The 16,732-nt window shown below is 68.7% G+C and carries 15 protein-coding genes, 1 tRNA gene and 1 pseudogene; 13 read left to right on the forward strand and 4 right to left on the reverse strand.

What is annotated here, in order from left to right; translation table 11 throughout:
• Window positions 1-23 precede the first annotated feature (23 nt).
• The 3 genes from NZ773_04890 to NZ773_04900 all read left to right on the forward strand — a co-directional run bounded on the left by NZ773_04890 (window position 24) and on the right by NZ773_04900 (window position 3,392).
• Window positions 24-518 (forward strand): MarR family transcriptional regulator, encoded by a 495-nt coding sequence (locus NZ773_04890; protein ID MCS6801263.1) that lies wholly within the window; start codon window positions 24-26, stop codon window positions 516-518.
• The gene (locus tag NZ773_04895; protein MCS6801264.1) at window positions 518-1,597 is read left to right on the forward strand and encodes an LLM class flavin-dependent oxidoreductase; all 1,080 of its coding nucleotides are present in this window, start codon (window positions 518-520) and stop codon (window positions 1,595-1,597) included. The genes NZ773_04890 and NZ773_04895 overlap by 1 nt, the downstream gene beginning before the upstream one ends.
• Window positions 1,598-1,910: 313 nt before the next feature.
• Window positions 1,911-3,392 carry a PAS domain S-box protein gene (locus NZ773_04900; GenBank protein ID MCS6801265.1) on the forward strand — a complete coding sequence of 494 codons (1,482 nt, stop codon included), beginning with the start codon at window positions 1,911-1,913 and terminating at the stop codon, window positions 3,390-3,392.
• Window positions 3,393-3,519: 127 nt separating this feature from the next.
• Here the strand turns inward: NZ773_04900 and NZ773_04905 are convergent, their stop codons facing one another.
• Window positions 3,520-3,783, reverse strand: a complete 264-nt coding sequence (locus NZ773_04905; protein ID MCS6801266.1) for a hypothetical protein — start codon at window positions 3,781-3,783, stop codon at window positions 3,520-3,522.
• A 147-nt stretch (window positions 3,784-3,930) separates the two neighbouring features.
• On the opposite strand from NZ773_04905, the gene NZ773_04910 reads away from it, so the two are divergent.
• The 8 genes from NZ773_04910 to NZ773_04945 all read left to right on the forward strand — a co-directional run bounded on the left by NZ773_04910 (window position 3,931) and on the right by NZ773_04945 (window position 11,159).
• A complete protein-coding gene (locus NZ773_04910) occupies window positions 3,931-6,135 on the forward strand; it encodes a glycosyltransferase family 39 protein (GenBank protein ID MCS6801267.1) in 2,205 nt (734 codons plus the stop codon).
• On the forward strand, window positions 6,135-6,767 hold the full coding sequence (locus NZ773_04915) for a hypothetical protein (protein MCS6801268.1): 633 nt from the start codon (window positions 6,135-6,137) through the stop codon (window positions 6,765-6,767). Before NZ773_04910 ends, NZ773_04915 begins: the two co-directional genes overlap by 1 nt.
• Complete coding sequence (locus NZ773_04920) at window positions 6,764-7,258, forward strand: bifunctional adenosylcobinamide kinase/adenosylcobinamide-phosphate guanylyltransferase (protein MCS6801269.1); 495 nt, start codon at window positions 6,764-6,766, stop codon at window positions 7,256-7,258. Before NZ773_04915 ends, NZ773_04920 begins: the two co-directional genes overlap by 4 nt.
• Complete coding sequence (locus NZ773_04925; protein ID MCS6801270.1) at window positions 7,255-8,142, forward strand: GHMP kinase; 888 nt, start codon at window positions 7,255-7,257, stop codon at window positions 8,140-8,142. Before NZ773_04920 ends, NZ773_04925 begins: the two co-directional genes overlap by 4 nt.
• Before the next feature lie 78 nt (window positions 8,143-8,220).
• On the forward strand, window positions 8,221-9,306 hold the full coding sequence (locus NZ773_04930; GenBank protein MCS6801271.1) for a YchF family ATPase: 1,086 nt from the start codon (window positions 8,221-8,223) through the stop codon (window positions 9,304-9,306).
• A complete protein-coding gene (locus tag NZ773_04935; protein ID MCS6801272.1) occupies window positions 9,299-9,802 on the forward strand; it encodes a hypothetical protein in 504 nt (167 codons plus the stop codon). The genes NZ773_04930 and NZ773_04935 overlap by 8 nt, the downstream gene beginning before the upstream one ends.
• 169 nt (window positions 9,803-9,971) lie before the next feature.
• The gene (locus tag NZ773_04940) at window positions 9,972-10,376 is read left to right on the forward strand and encodes a CRISPR-associated endonuclease Cas3'' (GenBank protein ID MCS6801273.1); all 405 of its coding nucleotides are present in this window, start codon (window positions 9,972-9,974) and stop codon (window positions 10,374-10,376) included.
• A gap of 51 nt (window positions 10,377-10,427) precedes the next feature.
• Window positions 10,428-11,159 (forward strand): ABC transporter ATP-binding protein, encoded by a 732-nt coding sequence (locus NZ773_04945; protein ID MCS6801274.1) that lies wholly within the window; start codon window positions 10,428-10,430, stop codon window positions 11,157-11,159.
• Window positions 11,160-11,363: 204 nt separating this feature from the next.
• Here the strand turns inward: NZ773_04945 and NZ773_04950 are convergent.
• The 3 genes from NZ773_04950 to NZ773_04960 form a co-directional block, all read right to left on the reverse strand.
• Window positions 11,364-11,440, reverse strand: a tRNA-Val gene (locus NZ773_04950).
• A gap of 35 nt (window positions 11,441-11,475) precedes the next feature.
• Window positions 11,476-12,864: a DNA photolyase family protein gene (locus NZ773_04955; protein ID MCS6801275.1), complete on the reverse strand. Its 1,389-nt coding sequence runs from the start codon at window positions 12,862-12,864 to the stop codon at window positions 11,476-11,478.
• Between the two features lie 202 nt (window positions 12,865-13,066).
• Window positions 13,067-13,699 carry a MarR family transcriptional regulator gene (locus tag NZ773_04960; GenBank protein ID MCS6801276.1) on the reverse strand — a complete coding sequence of 211 codons (633 nt, stop codon included), beginning with the start codon at window positions 13,697-13,699 and terminating at the stop codon, window positions 13,067-13,069.
• A 178-nt stretch (window positions 13,700-13,877) separates the two neighbouring features.
• On the opposite strand from NZ773_04960, the pseudogene rplS reads away from it, so the two are divergent.
• Both rplS and priA read left to right on the forward strand, forming a co-directional pair.
• A pseudogene (gene rplS / locus NZ773_04965) lies at window positions 13,878-14,210 on the forward strand (50S ribosomal protein L19).
• Between the two features lie 110 nt (window positions 14,211-14,320).
• Complete coding sequence (gene priA, locus NZ773_04970) at window positions 14,321-16,495, forward strand: primosomal protein N' (GenBank protein MCS6801277.1); 2,175 nt, start codon at window positions 14,321-14,323, stop codon at window positions 16,493-16,495.
• Window positions 16,496-16,732 lie beyond the last annotated feature (237 nt).

A 16,732-nucleotide genomic window follows, 5' to 3' on the forward strand; every position in this document is an offset into this window, starting at 1 on the left:
CTATCCACTGGTATCATCGTCACATGATCGTTGACAACGCGCTCAGCCTGCCCGCGGCGCTCCTCGAGTCCGATGCCTATCTGCTCGGGCGGGTGCGGACGCGCCTGATTCGCCGGCTCGCTGAAGAGCATGCGGCGCTTGGGCTGCGGATCGGGCAGGGCGTCATCCTGATCTGTCTCGAGGAGCTGGGCCCGCTCAGTCAGCGCGACCTCGCCCAGCTGCTCGATGTCGACCCAAGCGATCTGGTCCGTCACCTCGATGACCTTGAGGCAGGGGGCTTCGTCGAGCGGCGGCCGGACCTCTCCGACCGTCGTCGCAATCTCCTCGTTATCACTGCGCCGGGGCAGATGCTGCGCCGCCGCTATGAAGCGATGATCGCTCGCGTCGAGGAGGAAATCTTCGGCGTCCTCGAGCCTGACGACCGCCTGACGTTCCGCCGTCTCCTCCGCCGCCTTGCCACTGCGCCTGCGGCGGCGGACGCGGCCCAGATGAGAGAAGCGCGGGAGGGAGAGCGCTGATGGATATCGGGATTTCGCTGACGCCCAATCGCAACCGGGGCGCTGACCCGCATGAGGCGGTGCGCCATCTTGTCTGGGCGGCGCGCTACGCCGACGAGCACGGCTTCGACTACATCTGGAGCACAGAGCATCATTTTACTGATGTTGCGTTCAGCAGTTCGCCGAGCGTGATCCTCAGCCACTATGCCGCGATCACCGAGCGTGCCAAGCTGGGCTACGCGGTGGCGATCCTGCCCTTTCATCATCCCATCCGGCTTGCGGAAGACCTCGCCTGGATCGACAACTTCTCGAACGGCCGCCTCGTCGGCGGCGTCAGTCCGGGATGGGCGGCGTACGAGTTCAGCGTCTTCGGCATCCCTCTCGAAGAGCGGCGCGAGCGGTTCCTCGAAGCGCTTGCCATCCTCCGCAAGGCGCTGGCGGGCGGGAAGTTCAGCCATGAAGGCCGCTTTTGGACGATCCCCGAGACGCGGCTGATGCCGCCGCCGCTCCAGCCGGGGGGACCAAAGTTCGTCTCGGCGACCACCTCGCGCGACGGGCTGATTCAGACCGCCAAGCTTCGCATCAGCCCGCTCCTCGGCTTCGACCCGCCGTCTGGCCTCCGCGAACTGCGCCAGCTCTATATCGACGCGGCGCGCGAGGACGGCGCGACGGAGGAAGAGCTGGCCGACCTGCTCACGCGGTTCGGCGCGCTCCGGCGCGTCATCATCCGCGACCGCGACGAGGAGGCGGAAGAGGAGGCGCTCGAAGCGGCGGGCGGGTTTGCGGCAAGCTCGGCCACGCTGCGGGTCGATGCGAGGACCGGCCAGCCGGTCGAGGGGATTGTTCGGCGCCGCGGCGACGCCGATGCCGGCAAGGACCCGCGGCAGTCCTATGCCTTCCAAGGCACCCTGTGGGGAACGCCCGACACGGTAGTCCGCCGGCTCCTCGAACTGCGCGAGGTCGGGCTTGGCCATGTCGTCCTGCAGTTTCACAGCCCCACCCGCGATCCCGACGGGGTGAAGGAGAACATTCGCCGGTTCGCGCGCGATGTGCTCCCGGCCTACCGTGCCGCAACGCGCGCTCTCGCCGCGGTTCGCTGATCGCGCGCTCCACTCGCGGGCAGCCGCCGGACCGCGACGACAGCGGTTGTGGGGCGCTGCGCGCTCTTCTTTGGGAGAAGAGCACAAAAATCAGGACCCTCGGCCACGGTCCTAGGACTCGCCGGGCGCGAAAATAGCGACGAAGTACCAAGTGAACCCAATGGGGGCTGCCGGCTGTCGCCCAAAACGGCTCCCCATTTTGGGCTAATATTGTACGCTAGGGTGCCGAAGCCCCTGAGGACAGGGAAAAGGGTACCCGCAATAACACCGCCGAGCTGCAGCGCAGGCGGTTCGGCTGAGGACCGTCGTGAGGATGAGGAGGAATCGGTCTCAGCGCGGCCTCGCGAACGCTCGCTCTCCTCGCCGGAGCGGGTGGCGCTTTCGGCGATATCTCGGCAGCGCCCTCCCGCCTGCCCTCGACCATGTCATCGCGCTCATCCCTGACCCCTTCCTCATCGTCGGTCTTGATGGGCGCATCCTCGGGTGGAACGCTGCGGCCGAGCGACTGTACGGCTACGCGGCGGAGGAGATCATCGGCGCCTCGATCGTGCGCTTGGCGCCGCCTGGGCATCCTGACGATCTCGCGCTCGCGCTCGACCGCTATTTTCAAGGCCTGCCTCCTCAGCCGGTCGAGACCGTCCGCCTCCGCAAGGACGGCACGCCGCTGGCGGTGCGCATCACGCTCTCCCCAGTCCGCTCGCGCGCCGGTCGCTTGACCCGCATTGCCGTGCTTCACCGCGCGCTGGCTGATCCTCGCGGCGTCCTCTCCGAGCACGACGACCAGCTCGCGCAGGCGGTATTAGACGGCGCTCCGGTCGGCGTTCACTGGGTCCGCGAAGACGGCACGATCCTCTGGGCCAACCGCGCCAAGCTCGAAATGCTGGGCTACGCCGCAGACGAATACATCGGGCGGAACCTTGCTGAATTCGCGGTTGACCCAGACGCAGTGCGAACGGCGCTCGGTCGGGTCCGAGGAGGCGACGTCCTCCGGAATGTCGAAATCGGCTTGCGCGCCAAGAATGGCGCCCTCCGGACGATGCTCGTCAGCTCAACTGCCTGCCGCCAGGGTGATGCCTTCGTTCACACCTCCTGTTTCAGTGTCGATATCACTGAGCGGAACGACGCCGACGCTCAGTTGCGCGCGCGGGAGCAGCAGTTCCGCACCGTGGTCGAGAAGGCGCCGGTCTTCATTTGGATGACCGCGCCGGACGCCACAATCACGTTCCTCAGCCGGCCGTGGTTCGACTTCACGGGCCGGCCGCTCGATGAAGCGTTTGGCGACGGCTGGGTCGCCGCTATTCATCCAGATGACCTTCCCGCCGTTCTCGATCGGTATTGCCAGGCATTCGACCGCCGTGAGCCCTACGTCGTTGAATACCGCCTCCGGCGCCGCGACGGCGCCTATCGCTGGATGCTCGACCGGGGCATGCCGCTCGTTGACCCGGCGGGCGAATTTGCCGGCTATCTTGGCGCGGCGGTCGACATTACGGAGTTCCGCGAAGCGGCGGAGGAGCGAGCGCGCGCGGCTGCGCGCGACGGCCGGGTTGAGGGCGTGCTCCTGACGGCGCGCGAGATGTCTCACCTGCTCAACAACAGCATCACGAGCGCCATCGGGAGCTTGGAACTGCTCGCCTACGACCCGACCAACGAACGGTATCAGGCGCTGATCCCCGGCGCACTCGCTAGCCTCGAGACGGCGGCGCGCTACCTGCGCGATCTTCAGAACATCGTCCGGGTCGAGACAAAGCAGACCGCGGTCGGCGAGGCACTCGACCTCGGCCGCTCGACCGCCTAGCGCCTGCCAGAAAGCGTCCGCCTGCCGGAGAAGAGCGTCCTCGCCGCCGCTTCTTCGTCGCGCAAGGCTGGCGGGGGCATCGCGCTGCCGAGAGGTGTCTCGGACAAGCGCTCGGCGAGAAGTGTGCCTACGGCCGTCCGCGCCGCCGGAATGGCAGGGTCATGCCGAACAGGATCCCGCCGACCAGCCCGAGATAGAGCGCAGCAAAGAGGAGGAAGAAGAGCGTGGCGACCGGGCCGCTTGAAGCGCCGGTGAGGGCATGCGCCGCGCTCTTCGCTGCCAGACCGGGGAGATAGAAAAAAAGCTGGCCGCCGGTCGCGACGAGCCAGACTGCCAGGGCAAAGAGCGCCAGCATGCTGGCGGCGCGAACGACCCAAAGCAGCAGCCGCACGAGACGAGTATCCCCCATTGCGAGCGGTCACGCAAACGGTCAAGCGGCTGATTCCTGCGCCGCTCTCGCGCCGGCGCCCGGAACGCCTGAACTCCCCCTGCCCTTCCCCCTGACTGAAGTGGGAAGAAGCTACTACACTCACGGGCTGTGACCCGAACGCGCTGGCTTCTCGGGACAATCGTCGGGCTCTTCCTCGTGCTCGCGCTCGGCTATTCGGTCGTCATCCCGCCGTTCGAGGCGACGGACGAGGTCTCCCATTTCGAGTACGCCCAATTTCTGAAAGCGCACGGCCGTCTGCCCCGCCAGTCGCACGACCGCAGCCAGCTCGAGAACGTCGTCGCGCACAACCCGCCGCTCTACTACATCGTCGTCGCGCTGATCACAACCCCGGTCGACGCGAGCGATCTCGCCCGGATCGCTCCGCTCAACCCGGATTTTGTCTGGGGCGACCTCAACGCCGGCGGACCCTTCGTTCATCTGCACGATCCTGCGGCGGAGCAGTTCCCGTGGCGTGGCGCTCTCCTCGCGCTCCATTTGGCGCGGCTCGTCTCGGCGGCGGCGGGGGTTGGCTCGGTCATCGGCGCCTATCTCATCGGCCGGCGTCTCCTTCGGAGTGAGGCCGGGGGCTTGGCCGTCGCTGCGCTGCTTGCTTTCCTCCCCTCCTTCCTCTTCACGTCGGCGACCGTCCACAACGATGCGCTCGTGACGATGTTCGGCATCCTTGCGCTCGCTCGCCTGCTGGCACTCGCCGAGGAAGATGGGCGCTGGCAGCAGTGGGGGATCGCCGGCGCCCTCATCGCCGGCGCTGCCCTGAGCAAGGTCGTCGGCTTTCTGCTGCTGCCCCTCGTCGGTCTCGTCGCGCTCTTCGTGTGGCGGCGCCGCGGTCTGCGGCCGGCGCTCGGCGGCGCCGCCCTCGCCGGCGGCACGGCGCTGGCTCTGACGGCGCCGTGGCTCGCGTGGAACCTTGGCAACTACGGCGAGCCGTTCGGCTATCTGCTCTTCTCGACCAATCCGCTCTTTCCGATCCGCGATGAGCCGCTGCCGCTGCCCCGCATCATCGACGACATGGGGCCCCGCTCCCTGCTTTTCCTGACCTCGCTGCTCGCGTTCGGCTATATGGACCGGTTTGGGCCCCCCTGGCTGTACGATCTCGGCCGCCTCGCTGTTCTGCTGGCGATTGGCGGGCTGCTTCTCCGGCTGGCGCGCTGGCCAGAAGGGTCGGCGCGCGCCCTCGCCCGCCCTGCTGTCATTGTCGGCAGCGCCGCGCTCGCCCTCTTCCTCCTCGCGCTCGGCCGCTATATCCAAACCTTTCTCTCTGGCGGGCATGGCCGCTATCTCTTTCCGGTGGCGCCGGTGATCCTCGCCGGACTGGTCGCGGGCTGGAGCGCGCTGCTGCCGCAGCGAGCGCGCTCGCTGGCGCTCGCCGCCGTGGCGAGCGGCGTGGCGCTGCTTGCCCTCGCGACCCCGTTCTTTGTTATCGCGCCCGGCTACGCGCTTGCCGGGGAAGTGAGCGCGGAAGCGGCGGCGGCGCTCCCGCAGGAGCCGATCGCGCGCTTTGGAGACGCGATCGAACTCGTCGCCGCTGCAGTCGCGCCGGCGACGGCGCGCCCGGGCGAGCCGGTAACAGTCGCGCTGACGTGGCGCGCTGCAGCGCCGGTTGGGCGGAGCTATCACGCGTTCGTTCAGCTTGTGGGGCCGGCAGGAGGAGCAGGCGGCGTGAACGCGGCACCAGGCGGCGGGCTGGCGGCGACGGTCCGCTGGCGGCCGGGCGTTGTCATCGCCGACCGCCTTGCGGTGCCGGTGGCGGCCGATGCTCCGCCGGGGCTCTATGAGGTGTGGACGGGGTTCTTTCATCCGTCCAGTGGCGAGCGGCTGCCGGTCACCGCGGGAGGCGACCGCGGCGGCGCGACGGTTGTCGGGCGTGTCAAAGTGCCGCCGCCAGCGAGTGACCCGCTTCCTGTGCCGCTAGGCGTGGTCTATGGGAACGAGATCCTGCTGGAGGGACGGGGAGAGCTCCCAGAGCGGTTGCTCGGAAGCGAACTGGCGGTTTCCCTCGCGTGGCGGGCTCTCGCGCGGCCGACGGCAGACTACAGCCTCTCGCTCCAGCTCGCGGGCCCGACCGGCCTCGTCGCTCAGGTCGATGGCCCGCTCGGCGGCGCTCTCCCCACCTCGGCGTGGGAGCGGGAGGAGCGCATCGTGACACGCAGCACCCTCCCGCTTCCCGCCGCCCTGCCGGCGGGAACTTATACCCTGCACGCAATCGTCTATCGCTTGGCGGATGGAAGCCGTCTGCGCGCTGGCGCGAGCGACGATGCGCCGCGGATCGCGGATGTGACGGTCGGGAGGCCCTGATGCGCTGGTGGGTTGGGTGTCTCGTCGGGGGACTGCTTGCCTGTTTTGTCTGCGCCTGTCTTGGCGGCGGTCTCGCGCTGGTGGCGGCGCAAGGCGGCGGCGCCCAAGCGTTCGGACAGCTGCGGGTTCCCGGTGCAGCGCGCGACCCTGTCATTTCGGCGGAGGCGGCGGCCTCCTTTGACCGCAAGGTCACCGAATTTAACCAGCAGTTAGCGCGTCGGGGCGCCCAGCCAGCGACTGTGACCCTCACCGCTGATGAGGTGAGTTCGCGGCTGGCGACCGCGCCCGAGCTGAATGAGCTCCGGCAGGCAGGCTTCGAGCTGGTCCGTCTTGTTGTCGACTTCCGCGACAATCGCGCCCATTTCGCGGGGCAGGTGCGGATGACCGACGGCGGTCAGACGTTTGGCGTCACCGGCAGGCTGAACGCAGTGCCGGTGCGCGGGGGGAATGCGGTCCGGTTCGATTTCGATGAGCTGAACTTGGTCGGCCTGCTCCCCATTCCGATCCCGCTGACAGGCTTCATTAACAACAGCATCCCGGCGGCAGACCGCGAGGTGGAGCTGCCGTTCATCCTCGAGTCGATCCAGATGGCGAATGGCCAGTTGACAATTGTCGCCCGGCCGAAGGCATGACGCTCACCCTCATTCTGGGCGGTGTTCGCAGCGGCAAAAGCGCGTACGCCGAGCAGCTGATCGCCGGTCCGGCGGTCTACGTGGCGACACTGCGCGCCGACGATGAGGAGAGCCGTCTGCGCATCGAGCGTCACCGGGCGCGTCGCCCGGCGCATTGGCGAACGGTGGAAGCGGTCGACCAGATCGCGAAGCGCGTCGCCGCCGAGCCGGACGGCACGGTGCTGCTGGATGGCTTCGGGCTCGTTGTCGGCGCGGCGTTGGAGACGGCTGCCCCCGCGCAGCGCGTTGCGGCCGAGGTGGCCGGCATTGTCGAGGCGAGCCGCCACCGCGATTGGATCGTCGTGTCGGAAGAGGTAGGGCTGTCGCTCGTTGCGCCAACCCCGCTCGGCCGGCAGTTTCAGGACTTGCTCGGAGAAGCAAATCAGGCGCTTGCCCGCGCTGCTCGCCGCGTGGTCTTGGTCGTCGCGGGGCGGACGGTGGAGTTGGCATGACAGTGTGGACGCCTGCTACCGCAGGCGAACTCGTGCAGGGCATGATCGACGGGATTCATGTCCATGTCAGCGCGCCGATAGATTGGTATGTTGCGGCCGAGATGGATCTCGATGGCCGGCCGCTGCGTGGGCCGACGGGGCGGCCGAAAGCGCTCGCAGCGCTCCGAACATTCCTCGAACGCCGCGGGCTGCCGGCGCGCGGGATGCTGCGGCTCTGCTCGACTGTTCCGCCCGGCAAGGGGTTGGGAAGCAGCACCGCAGATATCGGCGCAGCACTGTTCGCCGCGGCGCGTGCCTTTGGGGTTGCTCTCAGTGCTGAGGAGGCAACGCGCCTCGCGTTGACCGTCGAGCCCACGGACGGCTCGCTCTTTCCCGGAATTGTCGTGTTCGACCATCGAGACGGCCGCTGGCTGGAGCCGCTCGGCGACCCCCCGCCCGTCGCGGTTGTCCTCCTCGACCCGGGCGGCACAGTCGACACCGTTGCCTACAATGCCGTCGACCGGTCGGCGGCGCTTGCGCGCCATGAGCCGCAGACCCGCGAGGCGGTGGCGATGGTGCGCGCGGCGCTGCGCGCGGGCGATGTCGCGCTGTTGGGGGCGGCGGCGACGCTCAGCGCGACGACCCACCAAGCGCTGCTGCCGAAGCCGCTGCTCGCCCCGGCGCTTAGCGCGGGCCGTGAAGCGGGCGCGGTCGGGGTCTGTGTTGCGCACTCCGGCACCGCGATCGGCATCCTGTTCGATGCGCGGCGCGCTGACGCCGAGGCAGCATGCCGCTGGATCGCGCGGCGGCTTGGCTGCCCGGCGCGCCTGGTCCGGCTCGTCTCGGGGGGACCGCGCTTCTCTCGCGCGGAGGTAGCGTCCGGCGCGCTCCTTCCCGTATCATAGGCCGGGCCGCCAGCTTGCTCGACCCATCCCGACCCCGCGACGCGGTCGACCACTCCATCACCCGAAAGGGATGAGTTCGTGCATATCGCGATTATTGGTCAGCCGCTGAGCGGCAAGAGCACCGTGTACGAAGCGCTGACCGGCGTGATCAGCGAGCCGGTGGGCAGCGGTCCGCCGCTCAGCGCGGTCAAGGTGCCGGACCCGCGCTTGGATCGGCTGACCGCGATGTTCCAGCCGAAGCGGAAGGTGCCGGCGGAGATTTCGTTCGCCGATGTGCGCGTTGCCGGCGCGGCCTTCACCAAGACTGAAGGGCTCTCCGCCGCGTACGTCGAACAAATCGCCAAAGCAGACGCCCTGCTGCTCGTGGTCCGCGCCTTTCCCGACGAGTCGGTGCCTCACCTTGAAGGCACCATCGACCCCTGGCGCGACCTCGCGACGATGCTGGACGAGCTTGCCTTCACCGACCAGCTGCTTCTCGAGAAGCGCTTGGCGCGCATTGCCGAGATGGTCGGGAAAGTGAAGCCGGCCGAGCGGGAAGCGATGGAGCGCGAGCGCGCCCTCTTGCGCCGGCTGCTCGACGGGCTCGAGGCGGGCATGCCGCTTCGCGATCAGCAGCAGGATGAGGACGAACGGAAGCTGACGCGGCACTACCGCTTTCTGACCGCGAAGCCGTTGCTGGTGGTGATCAACCTCGGCGAGACCCAGCTCGACCGCGCGGCGGCATTCGACGCCGAGCTTGCGGGCCGGCTGCGGGGCGGCGCAGTGCTCGGGGCGAGCATCGCCGGCAAACTCGAGCGCGAGCTGGTCCAGCTGGAGGGTGCCGAAGCGCGCGAATTCCGCGAAGCGCTCGGCCTCGCTGAGCCGGCGCGAGACCGGATCATTCGCGCCGCCTATCGGCTGCTGGGACGGATCTCGTTCTTCACGGTCGGACCAGACGAGTGCCGCGCCTGGACCATCCCCGCGGGGACCCTCGCGCCGCGGGCGGCGGGGGCGGTTCACAGCGACTTCGAACGCGGCTTCATTCGCGCCGAGGTCGTCCGCTACGAGGATCTCGTGGCGGCGGGCAGCCTCGCCGAGGCGCGCAAGCGCGGTTTGCTCCGGTCGGAAGGCAAGCAGTATGTCGTCCAAGATGGCGACGTGATCGAGTATTTGTTCAATGTCTAATCCGGAGAGCGGCTACGATATCCGCCTCGCCCGTCCTGAAGATGTGCCGCGGCTACGCCAGATCCGCGTCACTGCTGCCAATCCGGAAGGCAAGCCCGGACGGAAAGGCTTTGCCGACGCGATTGACCGGGGCGAGGTGCTGGTGATGGAGCGCGTCGACGGACGCGGGGAGCCGGAGCTGCTCGGGTTCATCGAGTGGCGCAGCCGGACCGACGGTTCGGTCACGATCCGTGATTTTGGCACGGTTGGCGATGCGCCAGAACCGGTCATCATCAAGCGGCTCGTGCGCGAGATGCTGCGCAGCGTGCCGGCGCGTCCCGGCGAAGTCACCCTCAAGCTGCGCGCCAACCTCGAGCCGTGGACCTCGATCGTCCAAGAACTGCCTGGCTTCACGGTCAGCGAGCGCGAATTCAGCCGCGGCGTCTGGTGGACGATCTGGGTGTGGACGGGGGAGCCGCCGCCGCGCCGTCCTGAGCGCGCTTCCCGCCGCCGCTAGAGAACACCCTGCGTCCCAGAACTCCCCGAACGCGTTTTCCGCGCAGAGAACTCCACCCACAACGCGCTCCTGAGGCGGGGAGACCCGAGAGTAGAGTTCGCGTCTTCGAGCCGTTCAATTGTCGGGTTGAGCTATCATCGGCCTGAGCGCAAGCAGGCAGGAGGACGCGATGCTCGATCTCGACTTAGCGACGCTGCTGCAGGTGTGGGGAAAGACCGACCGCTCGAAGCCGCATCCGCGCCCGTTCCATCCGCTCCTCTGCCATCTCATCGATGTCGCGATGGTCGCGCTGGCGCTTTGGGAGGAAGGGCTCACCTCGGCGCGAACCACGTGGCTCGCCCAAGCGCTTGGTCTCGCGCCGGCCGATGCCGGACGCTGGGTCGCGTTCCTTGCGGGAGTGCATGATCTTGGTAAGGCAACCCCCGGCTTTCAGGCGAAGGATTCGGGGGGCGAACAGCGTCTCCGCGCCGCGGGCCTCCTCGACGCCGTCGTTGCTGAAGCGCCGCACGGCCTGCTCTCCACCGACCTGCTGCGCAGGCTGCTGGTCGGGTTGTCCCCACGCACGTGGGGGTGAACCGCGGTCGATGGCCACGGCCTCGTCATCCGCTACGCGGCTCGGCTTGCCTTGCATGACGTCTCGGTCCGGCTGCGAGAACGCGCAATCACGGCGCTCGTCGGGCCAAACGGCTCGGGGAAGTCGACGCTGCTGCGGACGATGGCGCGCCTCCTTCAGCCAGAACGCGGGGTCGTGCTGCTCGACGGCCGCGCGATCACCTCTCTCCCGACCCGCGAGGTCGCCCGCCGCCTCGGGGTTCTGCCCCAAGCGCCATCTGCGCCGGCCGGCCTGACAGTCCGCGAACTGGTCGAGCAGGGGCGTTTCCCCTACCTCGGCCCCCTTCGGCTGCCGGGTGCGCGCGACCGCGAGGCAGTTGACCGAGCGCTCGAGATGACGGAACTGACCGCCTTTGCCGACCGGCCGCTCGACACCCTGTCCGGCGGAGAGCGGCAGCGGGCGTGGATCGCGCTCGTCCTCGCGCAGGATCCTGCCGCCCTCTTGCTCGATGAGCCGACGACCTATCTCGACATCGAGCATCAGCTCCAGGTGCTCCAGCTGCTGCGGCGGCTGCCGGAGGAGCGGGGCATGACCATTGCCGTTGTGCTCCATGATCTCAATCACGCGAGCCGCTTCGCTGACCGGATTGTCGTCCTTCAGGAGGGCAGGGTCGTAACGGAAGGGCCGCCCGAGACGGTCGTCACCGCTGAGGTGCTCGCGCAGGTGTTTCGCGTCCGGGCGCATCTCCTGCACGACCCTGTTTCGGGACGACCGGCGTTTCTGCCGCTCGCCACGCTCAAGTGACACGCCCTTCCCTCGGCTGTCGCCGCGCTGCGCACCGGTATGGGCATCCCGCTCACGCCGGTCGAGCAGCATCCCGCGCCAAGCGCCCGCATGCGGCAGCGAGAAGACGCGGCGCTCAACGGCAGGCCGCGCAAGCGGTCCGCCCTTCAGGAGCAGCAGGAAAGACGCGCAGCGATCGGGGGGAGCGACAAAAGAAGGAGAGGCTGGTGGGCGATACTGGGCTCGAACCAGTGACCTCGTCGGTGTGAACGACGCGCTCTGACCAACTGAGCTAACCGCCCAACGCAACCAGTATAGCTCAACCGTCGTGGCCGGCTCAAGCCGAGGCGGCTCGATATGCCTCGATCGCCCGCTGACGCGACTCGTCAAGGTCAACGATCGGGGCCGGATAGTCGACCCCGATACGGCAGCCTACCTCCGCTTGAAGGGCAGCCGGCATCCGCCACGGCTGATGAATGAAGCGCGTCGGCACATTCCGAAGCTCAGGCACCCACCGGCGGACATAGAGTCCCTCCGGGTCGAACCGCTCCCCTTGCAGGATCGGGTTGAAGACCCGGAAGTAGGGCGCCGCATCGGTCCCCACGCCCGCTGTCCATTGCCAGCCGCCATTGTTGCTCGCAAGGTCGCCGTCCACCAGATGCGCCATGAAATGCGCTTCGCCAATCCGCCAATCGACGAGCAGCTGCTTGGTCAAAAACGAGGCAACGATCATCCGCGCGCGGTTGTGAAGAAATCCCGTCGCCTCCAGTTCCCGCATCCCCGCGTCAACGACCGGGAAGCCGGTGCGCCCTGCTTTCCAGGCGGCGATCGCGTCGGGGTCGTTGCGCCAGCGGATCGTTCGGAACCGCGGCTGGAAAGCCTCCCTGCGCACCGTCGGGAAGTGGAACAGGATGGAGGCGAAAAACTCTCGCCAAATCACCTCGCTCACAAACGTGGGGCTGGCCGCGCCGCGCTCGGCGACTTCAAGGGGAGAGAGTAATCCCCAGCGCAGGTCTTGGGAGAGCCGCGAGGTCGCCGGGCGTCCCAAATCGTTGCGGTTGGCTGCGTAGCCGGCGAGCCCAACAGCGAGAAACCGCTCCAGCCGCGCCCGCGCCGCCGGCTCGCCGCCCGGCAGGATGGATGCGGTCGGCGGGGCGATGCCAAGGTCAGCGCAGGAGGGGAGCGTCCCGGGATCAAGGTCGCGTGGCGTGCGCAGCTGCCCCGGCGGCGGAAGCACTGCCCGCCGCGGCAATGCCTCCCACTGCCGCCGGAACGGCGTGTACACCGTGTAGGGGGTGCCGTCCGGTTTGCAGACGTCCTCGGGCTCGTGGACCAGCACGCCCGGAAACTCCTGCAGCGGCACCGCCCCAAGCGCCCGCGCTACCGCCCGATCGCGCCGTCGCCCATAGGGGGCATAATCTCGCGAGATAAAGACGGCGCTGGCGCCGCTCTCGGCAGCGAAGGCGGGCACGACCGTCACGGGGCGTCCGCGCCGGAAGTGGAGCCGACTGCCGCGGGCGCGCAGCGATTCATCAAGCGCGCGCAGCGACTCTAGCAGGAATGCCACCCGGTTCGGCGACGGCCACCGACCGGTGAGCAGGGCGTCGTCGAACACAAAGAGCGGGACAACTTCCTCGGCGGCGTCGCACGCCGCGGCCAGCGCGGGCAGGTCGTGCAGACGCAGGTCGCGGCGGAACCAGAGCACCGCGCGCGCGATCCGGCTCATAGCACGCTCACGGCCGGCGCTCCCGGGCGCCGGCCATCGCGCTGCGGCAGACCGGGGCGCGAATAGTCGCCGGCGTGCGGCCATGCAGCAGTCGGGTATCCCCCCGCATCGTCGGCTGGGATGCTCGCGGTCGCTTCCTGCTTGGCCGGCGCGGCGCGCTGCGGCTCGAGGAAAGCGCACGCCGCGCCATGATGCTGCCCTATCACCGGCGGGGCCGGTGACCGTCAGGCTCCGCGACGCTCGCGCCGATGGGGGTGTGTTTCGGACAGTCAAGCTGCGTTTCGGCGTCGCTGAGCGAGAGACGGAAGTACCGGCAATAGTGGGGGCGCGTCGAAGCGGGCGAGGCATTCGGCTGAAAGAAGACACAGCCGGGACACGGCTCGCTCAAGAGGAGATAGCCGGCCGCGGCCAGCTCAAGGCTGAGCATCTCGAGCGCCTGTTCGAAGACTGAGCGCTGGTCCGCCGGCAGCCGGTCGAGGGCGCGCTCGAGGGCTGCTTGGCCGCGCAGCAGGGTCTCGAACGCCTGGCGTCCGCTCTCGGTCAGCTCGAGGAGCGTCACGCGCCGGTCATCCGGTTTGGCCCGCCGGCGGACGAGCCCGCGCCGCGCCAAGCCGTCGACGACCCCGACCGCTGTCGCGTGGCTGGCGCCGAGCATGCGGGCGAGCGTGCCGATCGAAGCGACATCGGGACGCGTGCGCCCGCAGAACAGGATCGTCTGCGCTTGGACGGGGGTGAGGCCAAGCGCCTCTCCCTCGGCAAGCGAAAGACGCTTGACCGCTGCGACCAGCCGTGTCAGCGAGCGGGCGGCTCGCGACGGAGGGGCGATGTCGACCATGGGCGTCCTTGTGTAGCTCTACTCAAGGTTCATCTTACTGAAAGAATAAGGAAGTGTCCAATCAGTCGTCTCAAGACGCAGCAGCATGCTACAATCCTCGGTCAGGATGATCAGCGCCGGCGCGCGCTGTGCCCTGAGGCAAAGACTGCCTCCGTCTCACTCCCGTAAGGTTGGAACAATGGATATCCGGAATTTGCTGCAGGTCGAGCCGAAGGAGTTGCCGCAGTTTCGGCCCGGCGACACCGTTCGGGTCAGTCTTAAGGTCGTCGAGGGGACCCGAGAGCGCATCCAAGTCTTCGAAGGGGTCGTCATTCGTCTGCGTCGCGGCGGGCCCGGCGATTCAACGTTCACCGTCCGCCGGATCGCCTCCCACAACATCGGCGTCGAGCGGACGTTCCTCCTGCATTCTCCCCGCATCGAGAAGATCGAAGTCGTCCGTTACGGCCGCGTTCGCCGCGCCAAGCTCTACTACCTGCGCAAGCTTCGCGGGAAGGCCGCCCGCATCAAAGAGCGGCCGCGTCCTCTCGCTGCGGCCGCCAACGCAAAACAGGCGCCCGCTGCTTCCGCAGATGCGGCGTCGGCCAGCGCGCCTGCCGAAGCGACAGACTAACCCCTTCCCAGATGGCGACGAGGCGCCCGGCCTACGCGGCTGTCGCCGTCGATGCGCCGCCCGTCTTTCATACCCTGTTCTCCTATCGCATCCCCGACCGCTTGACCGTCGTTCCTGGCCAGGCGGTTGTCGTGCCCTTCGGTCCTCGGCTCGTCGCCGGCATCGTCGCCGCGCTTGAATGCCAGCCGCCGCTTGCTGAAATCCGCGACCTCGCCGCTGCCATCAGTGACGGCCCCCTCCTCACTCCTGCGCAAGTCGCCGTCGCCTGCTGGCTCGCGGAGCACTACCGCTGCCCGCCCTTCCTTGCGATGCGCCTCTGGCTGCCGCCAGACTTCCCCCGGCGCATCGATCCGGTTCTGCGGCTTGCCGTTGCGGAGGCGCCTCTCGACCCGCGCGAGCGGGCGGTGCGCGACGCGGTCGCAGCCGCTCCCGGCCTGCGCTTCAGCCGCCTCGTCGCTCGGGAGAGCGAAGGCCCGGTCTTGGTCATCGTCGAACGCCTGCTGCAGCGCGGGATCCTCACGCTTGAAATGCCGTGGCGCCGCCCTGCGGTGCCCGTGCCGTCCCAGCCGCCCGAGGGGGGCGCGCCTCAGCCGGCCTCGCCTCCCTCGCTCACGCCAGCCCAGCAGCGCGCGTGGCAGCAGCTCGCGCCGATCCTCGCCGCGGGGGGAACGGCTCTCCTCTTCGGCGTGACCGGTGCCGGGAAGACCGAACTGTACCTCCGCGCGCTCGACGCGGCGATGGCGCGCGGACGGCGGGGGGTTGTCCTCGTGCCGGAGATCGCCCTCACTCCCCAGCTCGCTGCCCGCTTCGAGGCGCGCTTTCCGGGGCGCGTCGCCGTGATCCACAGTCGGCTCGCCGTCCGCGAGCGTCGCCGGGCGTGGCAGCGCCTCGAGACGGGCGAAGCGGCAATCGTGATCGGGCCGCGCTCGGCGCTCTTTGCTCCGGTCCCTGACGTGGGGGTGATCATTCTCGACGAAGAGCACGACCCGAGCTTCAAACAGGGAGAGGCGCCGCGTTATCACGCTCGGGCAGTCGCTCGCCAGCTTGCTGCAGCGACTGGCGCAAGCGTGCTCTTCGGCAGCGCGACGCCCGCAATCGAGAGCTTTTACGCCGCGCAGCGCGGTGAGGTCGCGCTCGTCGAACTGGGGGAGCGATTTGGCGGCGTTCGGCTTCCCGAGGTGACGGTTGTCGATCTCCGGGCTGAACTGCGGGCGGGCAACCGCGGGATGTTCAGCCGCCTGCTGCGCGAGCGGCTTGCCGGGGCCCTCGCCCGACGCGAACAGGTGATCTTGTACCTCAATCACCGCGGTGCCGCGAGCGTCGTCCTTTGCCGCGACTGCGGCTACACCGCGCACTGCTCGCGCTGCGACACCGTGCTGACCTATCACGCCAGCCAGGAGCGACTGCTCTGCCATCTCTGCAACGCGCGGCGGCGGATCCCCATTGCCTGCCCCGCGTGCGGCAGCCGGCGCATTCGCTATCTCGGCCTGGGCACCGAGCGCGTCGTCGCCGAGGTAGAGGCGCAGTTTCCGGGCGCCCGTGTCTTGCGGCTCGACAGCGATGTCGGCGGTGCGGCGGAGCACGAGCGGATCCTGCGCGCCTTTGCGGCGGGCGAGGGCGACGTGCTCGTCGGAACGCAGCTCGTCGCCAAAGGGCTTGATCTCCCGGGCGTCTCGCTCGTTGGGGTCGTCAACGCCGATATCGGGCTCTATCTGCCGGACTTCCGGGCGCCGGAGCGCGTCTTTCAGCAGCTGACCCAAGCCGTCGGCCGGCCGGGACGGTCCGGAGGCGGCGAGGCGGTCATCCAGACGTACTCACCGGATCATTATGTCATCCAAGCGGCGGCCCGCCACGATTATCTCGCCTTCTACGAGCACGAGATCGCTCATCGGCGTCGGCGGCGGTATCCTCCGTTCAGCCAGCTCGCCCGCCTTCTCTACGCCAACGTCAATGAGGAACGGGCGCGCGCCGCCGCCGCCGCGCTCCGCGCTCGGCTCGAGGCGCACCGCCGCGCCGAGGGGTGCGAGGTCGATATCCTCGGCCCTGCTCCAGCCTATTTCCGGCGGGTCCGCGGCCGCTATCGCTGGCAGATCGTCCTGCGCGGCGACGACGTGGCGGCATTCCTGCGCGGCGTTGCTGTCCCGCCCGCTTGGCAGGTCGACGTCGACCCGGAGAGCCTGCTCTAGCCGGTTGACATGCCGGGTCAGCCGACCCCGCGCCACGATCGCTGCGCCGATGATGCTGCCGATGAAACCGGCCGCCGCCCTCATGCCGGGCAGCGAAACGATGACGCCGACCCCTGCCCCGATGCGAGCGAGGATCAGGCTGCCGAACAGCGCCGCCGGGCGCCTGTCGCTGCCCGTGCGAACGCCCCTGCGGTCAAGCCGACGGCCGCCCCGATGAGGCCGCCAAGTCGAGGAGCA

It is taken from the genome of Dehalococcoidia bacterium (genome assembly GCA_025054935.1).
GTDB lineage: Bacteria > Chloroflexota > Dehalococcoidia > SpSt-223 > SpSt-223 > JANWZD01.

What these genes read in the sequence shown, in the direction of transcription:
- priA (MCS6801277.1), top strand. Translation starts at nt 14,321, where the DNA reads ATGGCGACGAGGCGCCCGGCCTACGCGGCTGTCGCCGTCGATGCGCCG.
- NZ773_04960 (MCS6801276.1), bottom strand. Translation starts at nt 13,699, where the DNA reads ATGGTCGACATCGCCCCTCCGTCGCGAGCCGCCCGCTCGCTGACACGG.
- NZ773_04890 (MCS6801263.1), top strand. Translation starts at nt 24, where the DNA reads ATGATCGTTGACAACGCGCTCAGCCTGCCCGCGGCGCTCCTCGAGTCC.
- NZ773_04895 (MCS6801264.1), top strand. Translation starts at nt 518, where the DNA reads ATGGATATCGGGATTTCGCTGACGCCCAATCGCAACCGGGGCGCTGAC.
- NZ773_04915 (MCS6801268.1), top strand. Translation starts at nt 6,135, where the DNA reads ATGCGCTGGTGGGTTGGGTGTCTCGTCGGGGGACTGCTTGCCTGTTTT.
- NZ773_04940 (MCS6801273.1), top strand. Translation starts at nt 9,972, where the DNA reads ATGCTCGATCTCGACTTAGCGACGCTGCTGCAGGTGTGGGGAAAGACC.
- NZ773_04925 (MCS6801270.1), top strand. Translation starts at nt 7,255, where the DNA reads ATGACAGTGTGGACGCCTGCTACCGCAGGCGAACTCGTGCAGGGCATG.
- NZ773_04935 (MCS6801272.1), top strand. Translation starts at nt 9,299, where the DNA reads ATGTCTAATCCGGAGAGCGGCTACGATATCCGCCTCGCCCGTCCTGAA.
- NZ773_04955 (MCS6801275.1), bottom strand. Translation starts at nt 12,864, where the DNA reads ATGAGCCGGATCGCGCGCGCGGTGCTCTGGTTCCGCCGCGACCTGCGT.
- NZ773_04900 (MCS6801265.1), top strand. Translation starts at nt 1,911, where the DNA reads ATGAGGAGGAATCGGTCTCAGCGCGGCCTCGCGAACGCTCGCTCTCCT.
- NZ773_04920 (MCS6801269.1), top strand. Translation starts at nt 6,764, where the DNA reads ATGACGCTCACCCTCATTCTGGGCGGTGTTCGCAGCGGCAAAAGCGCG.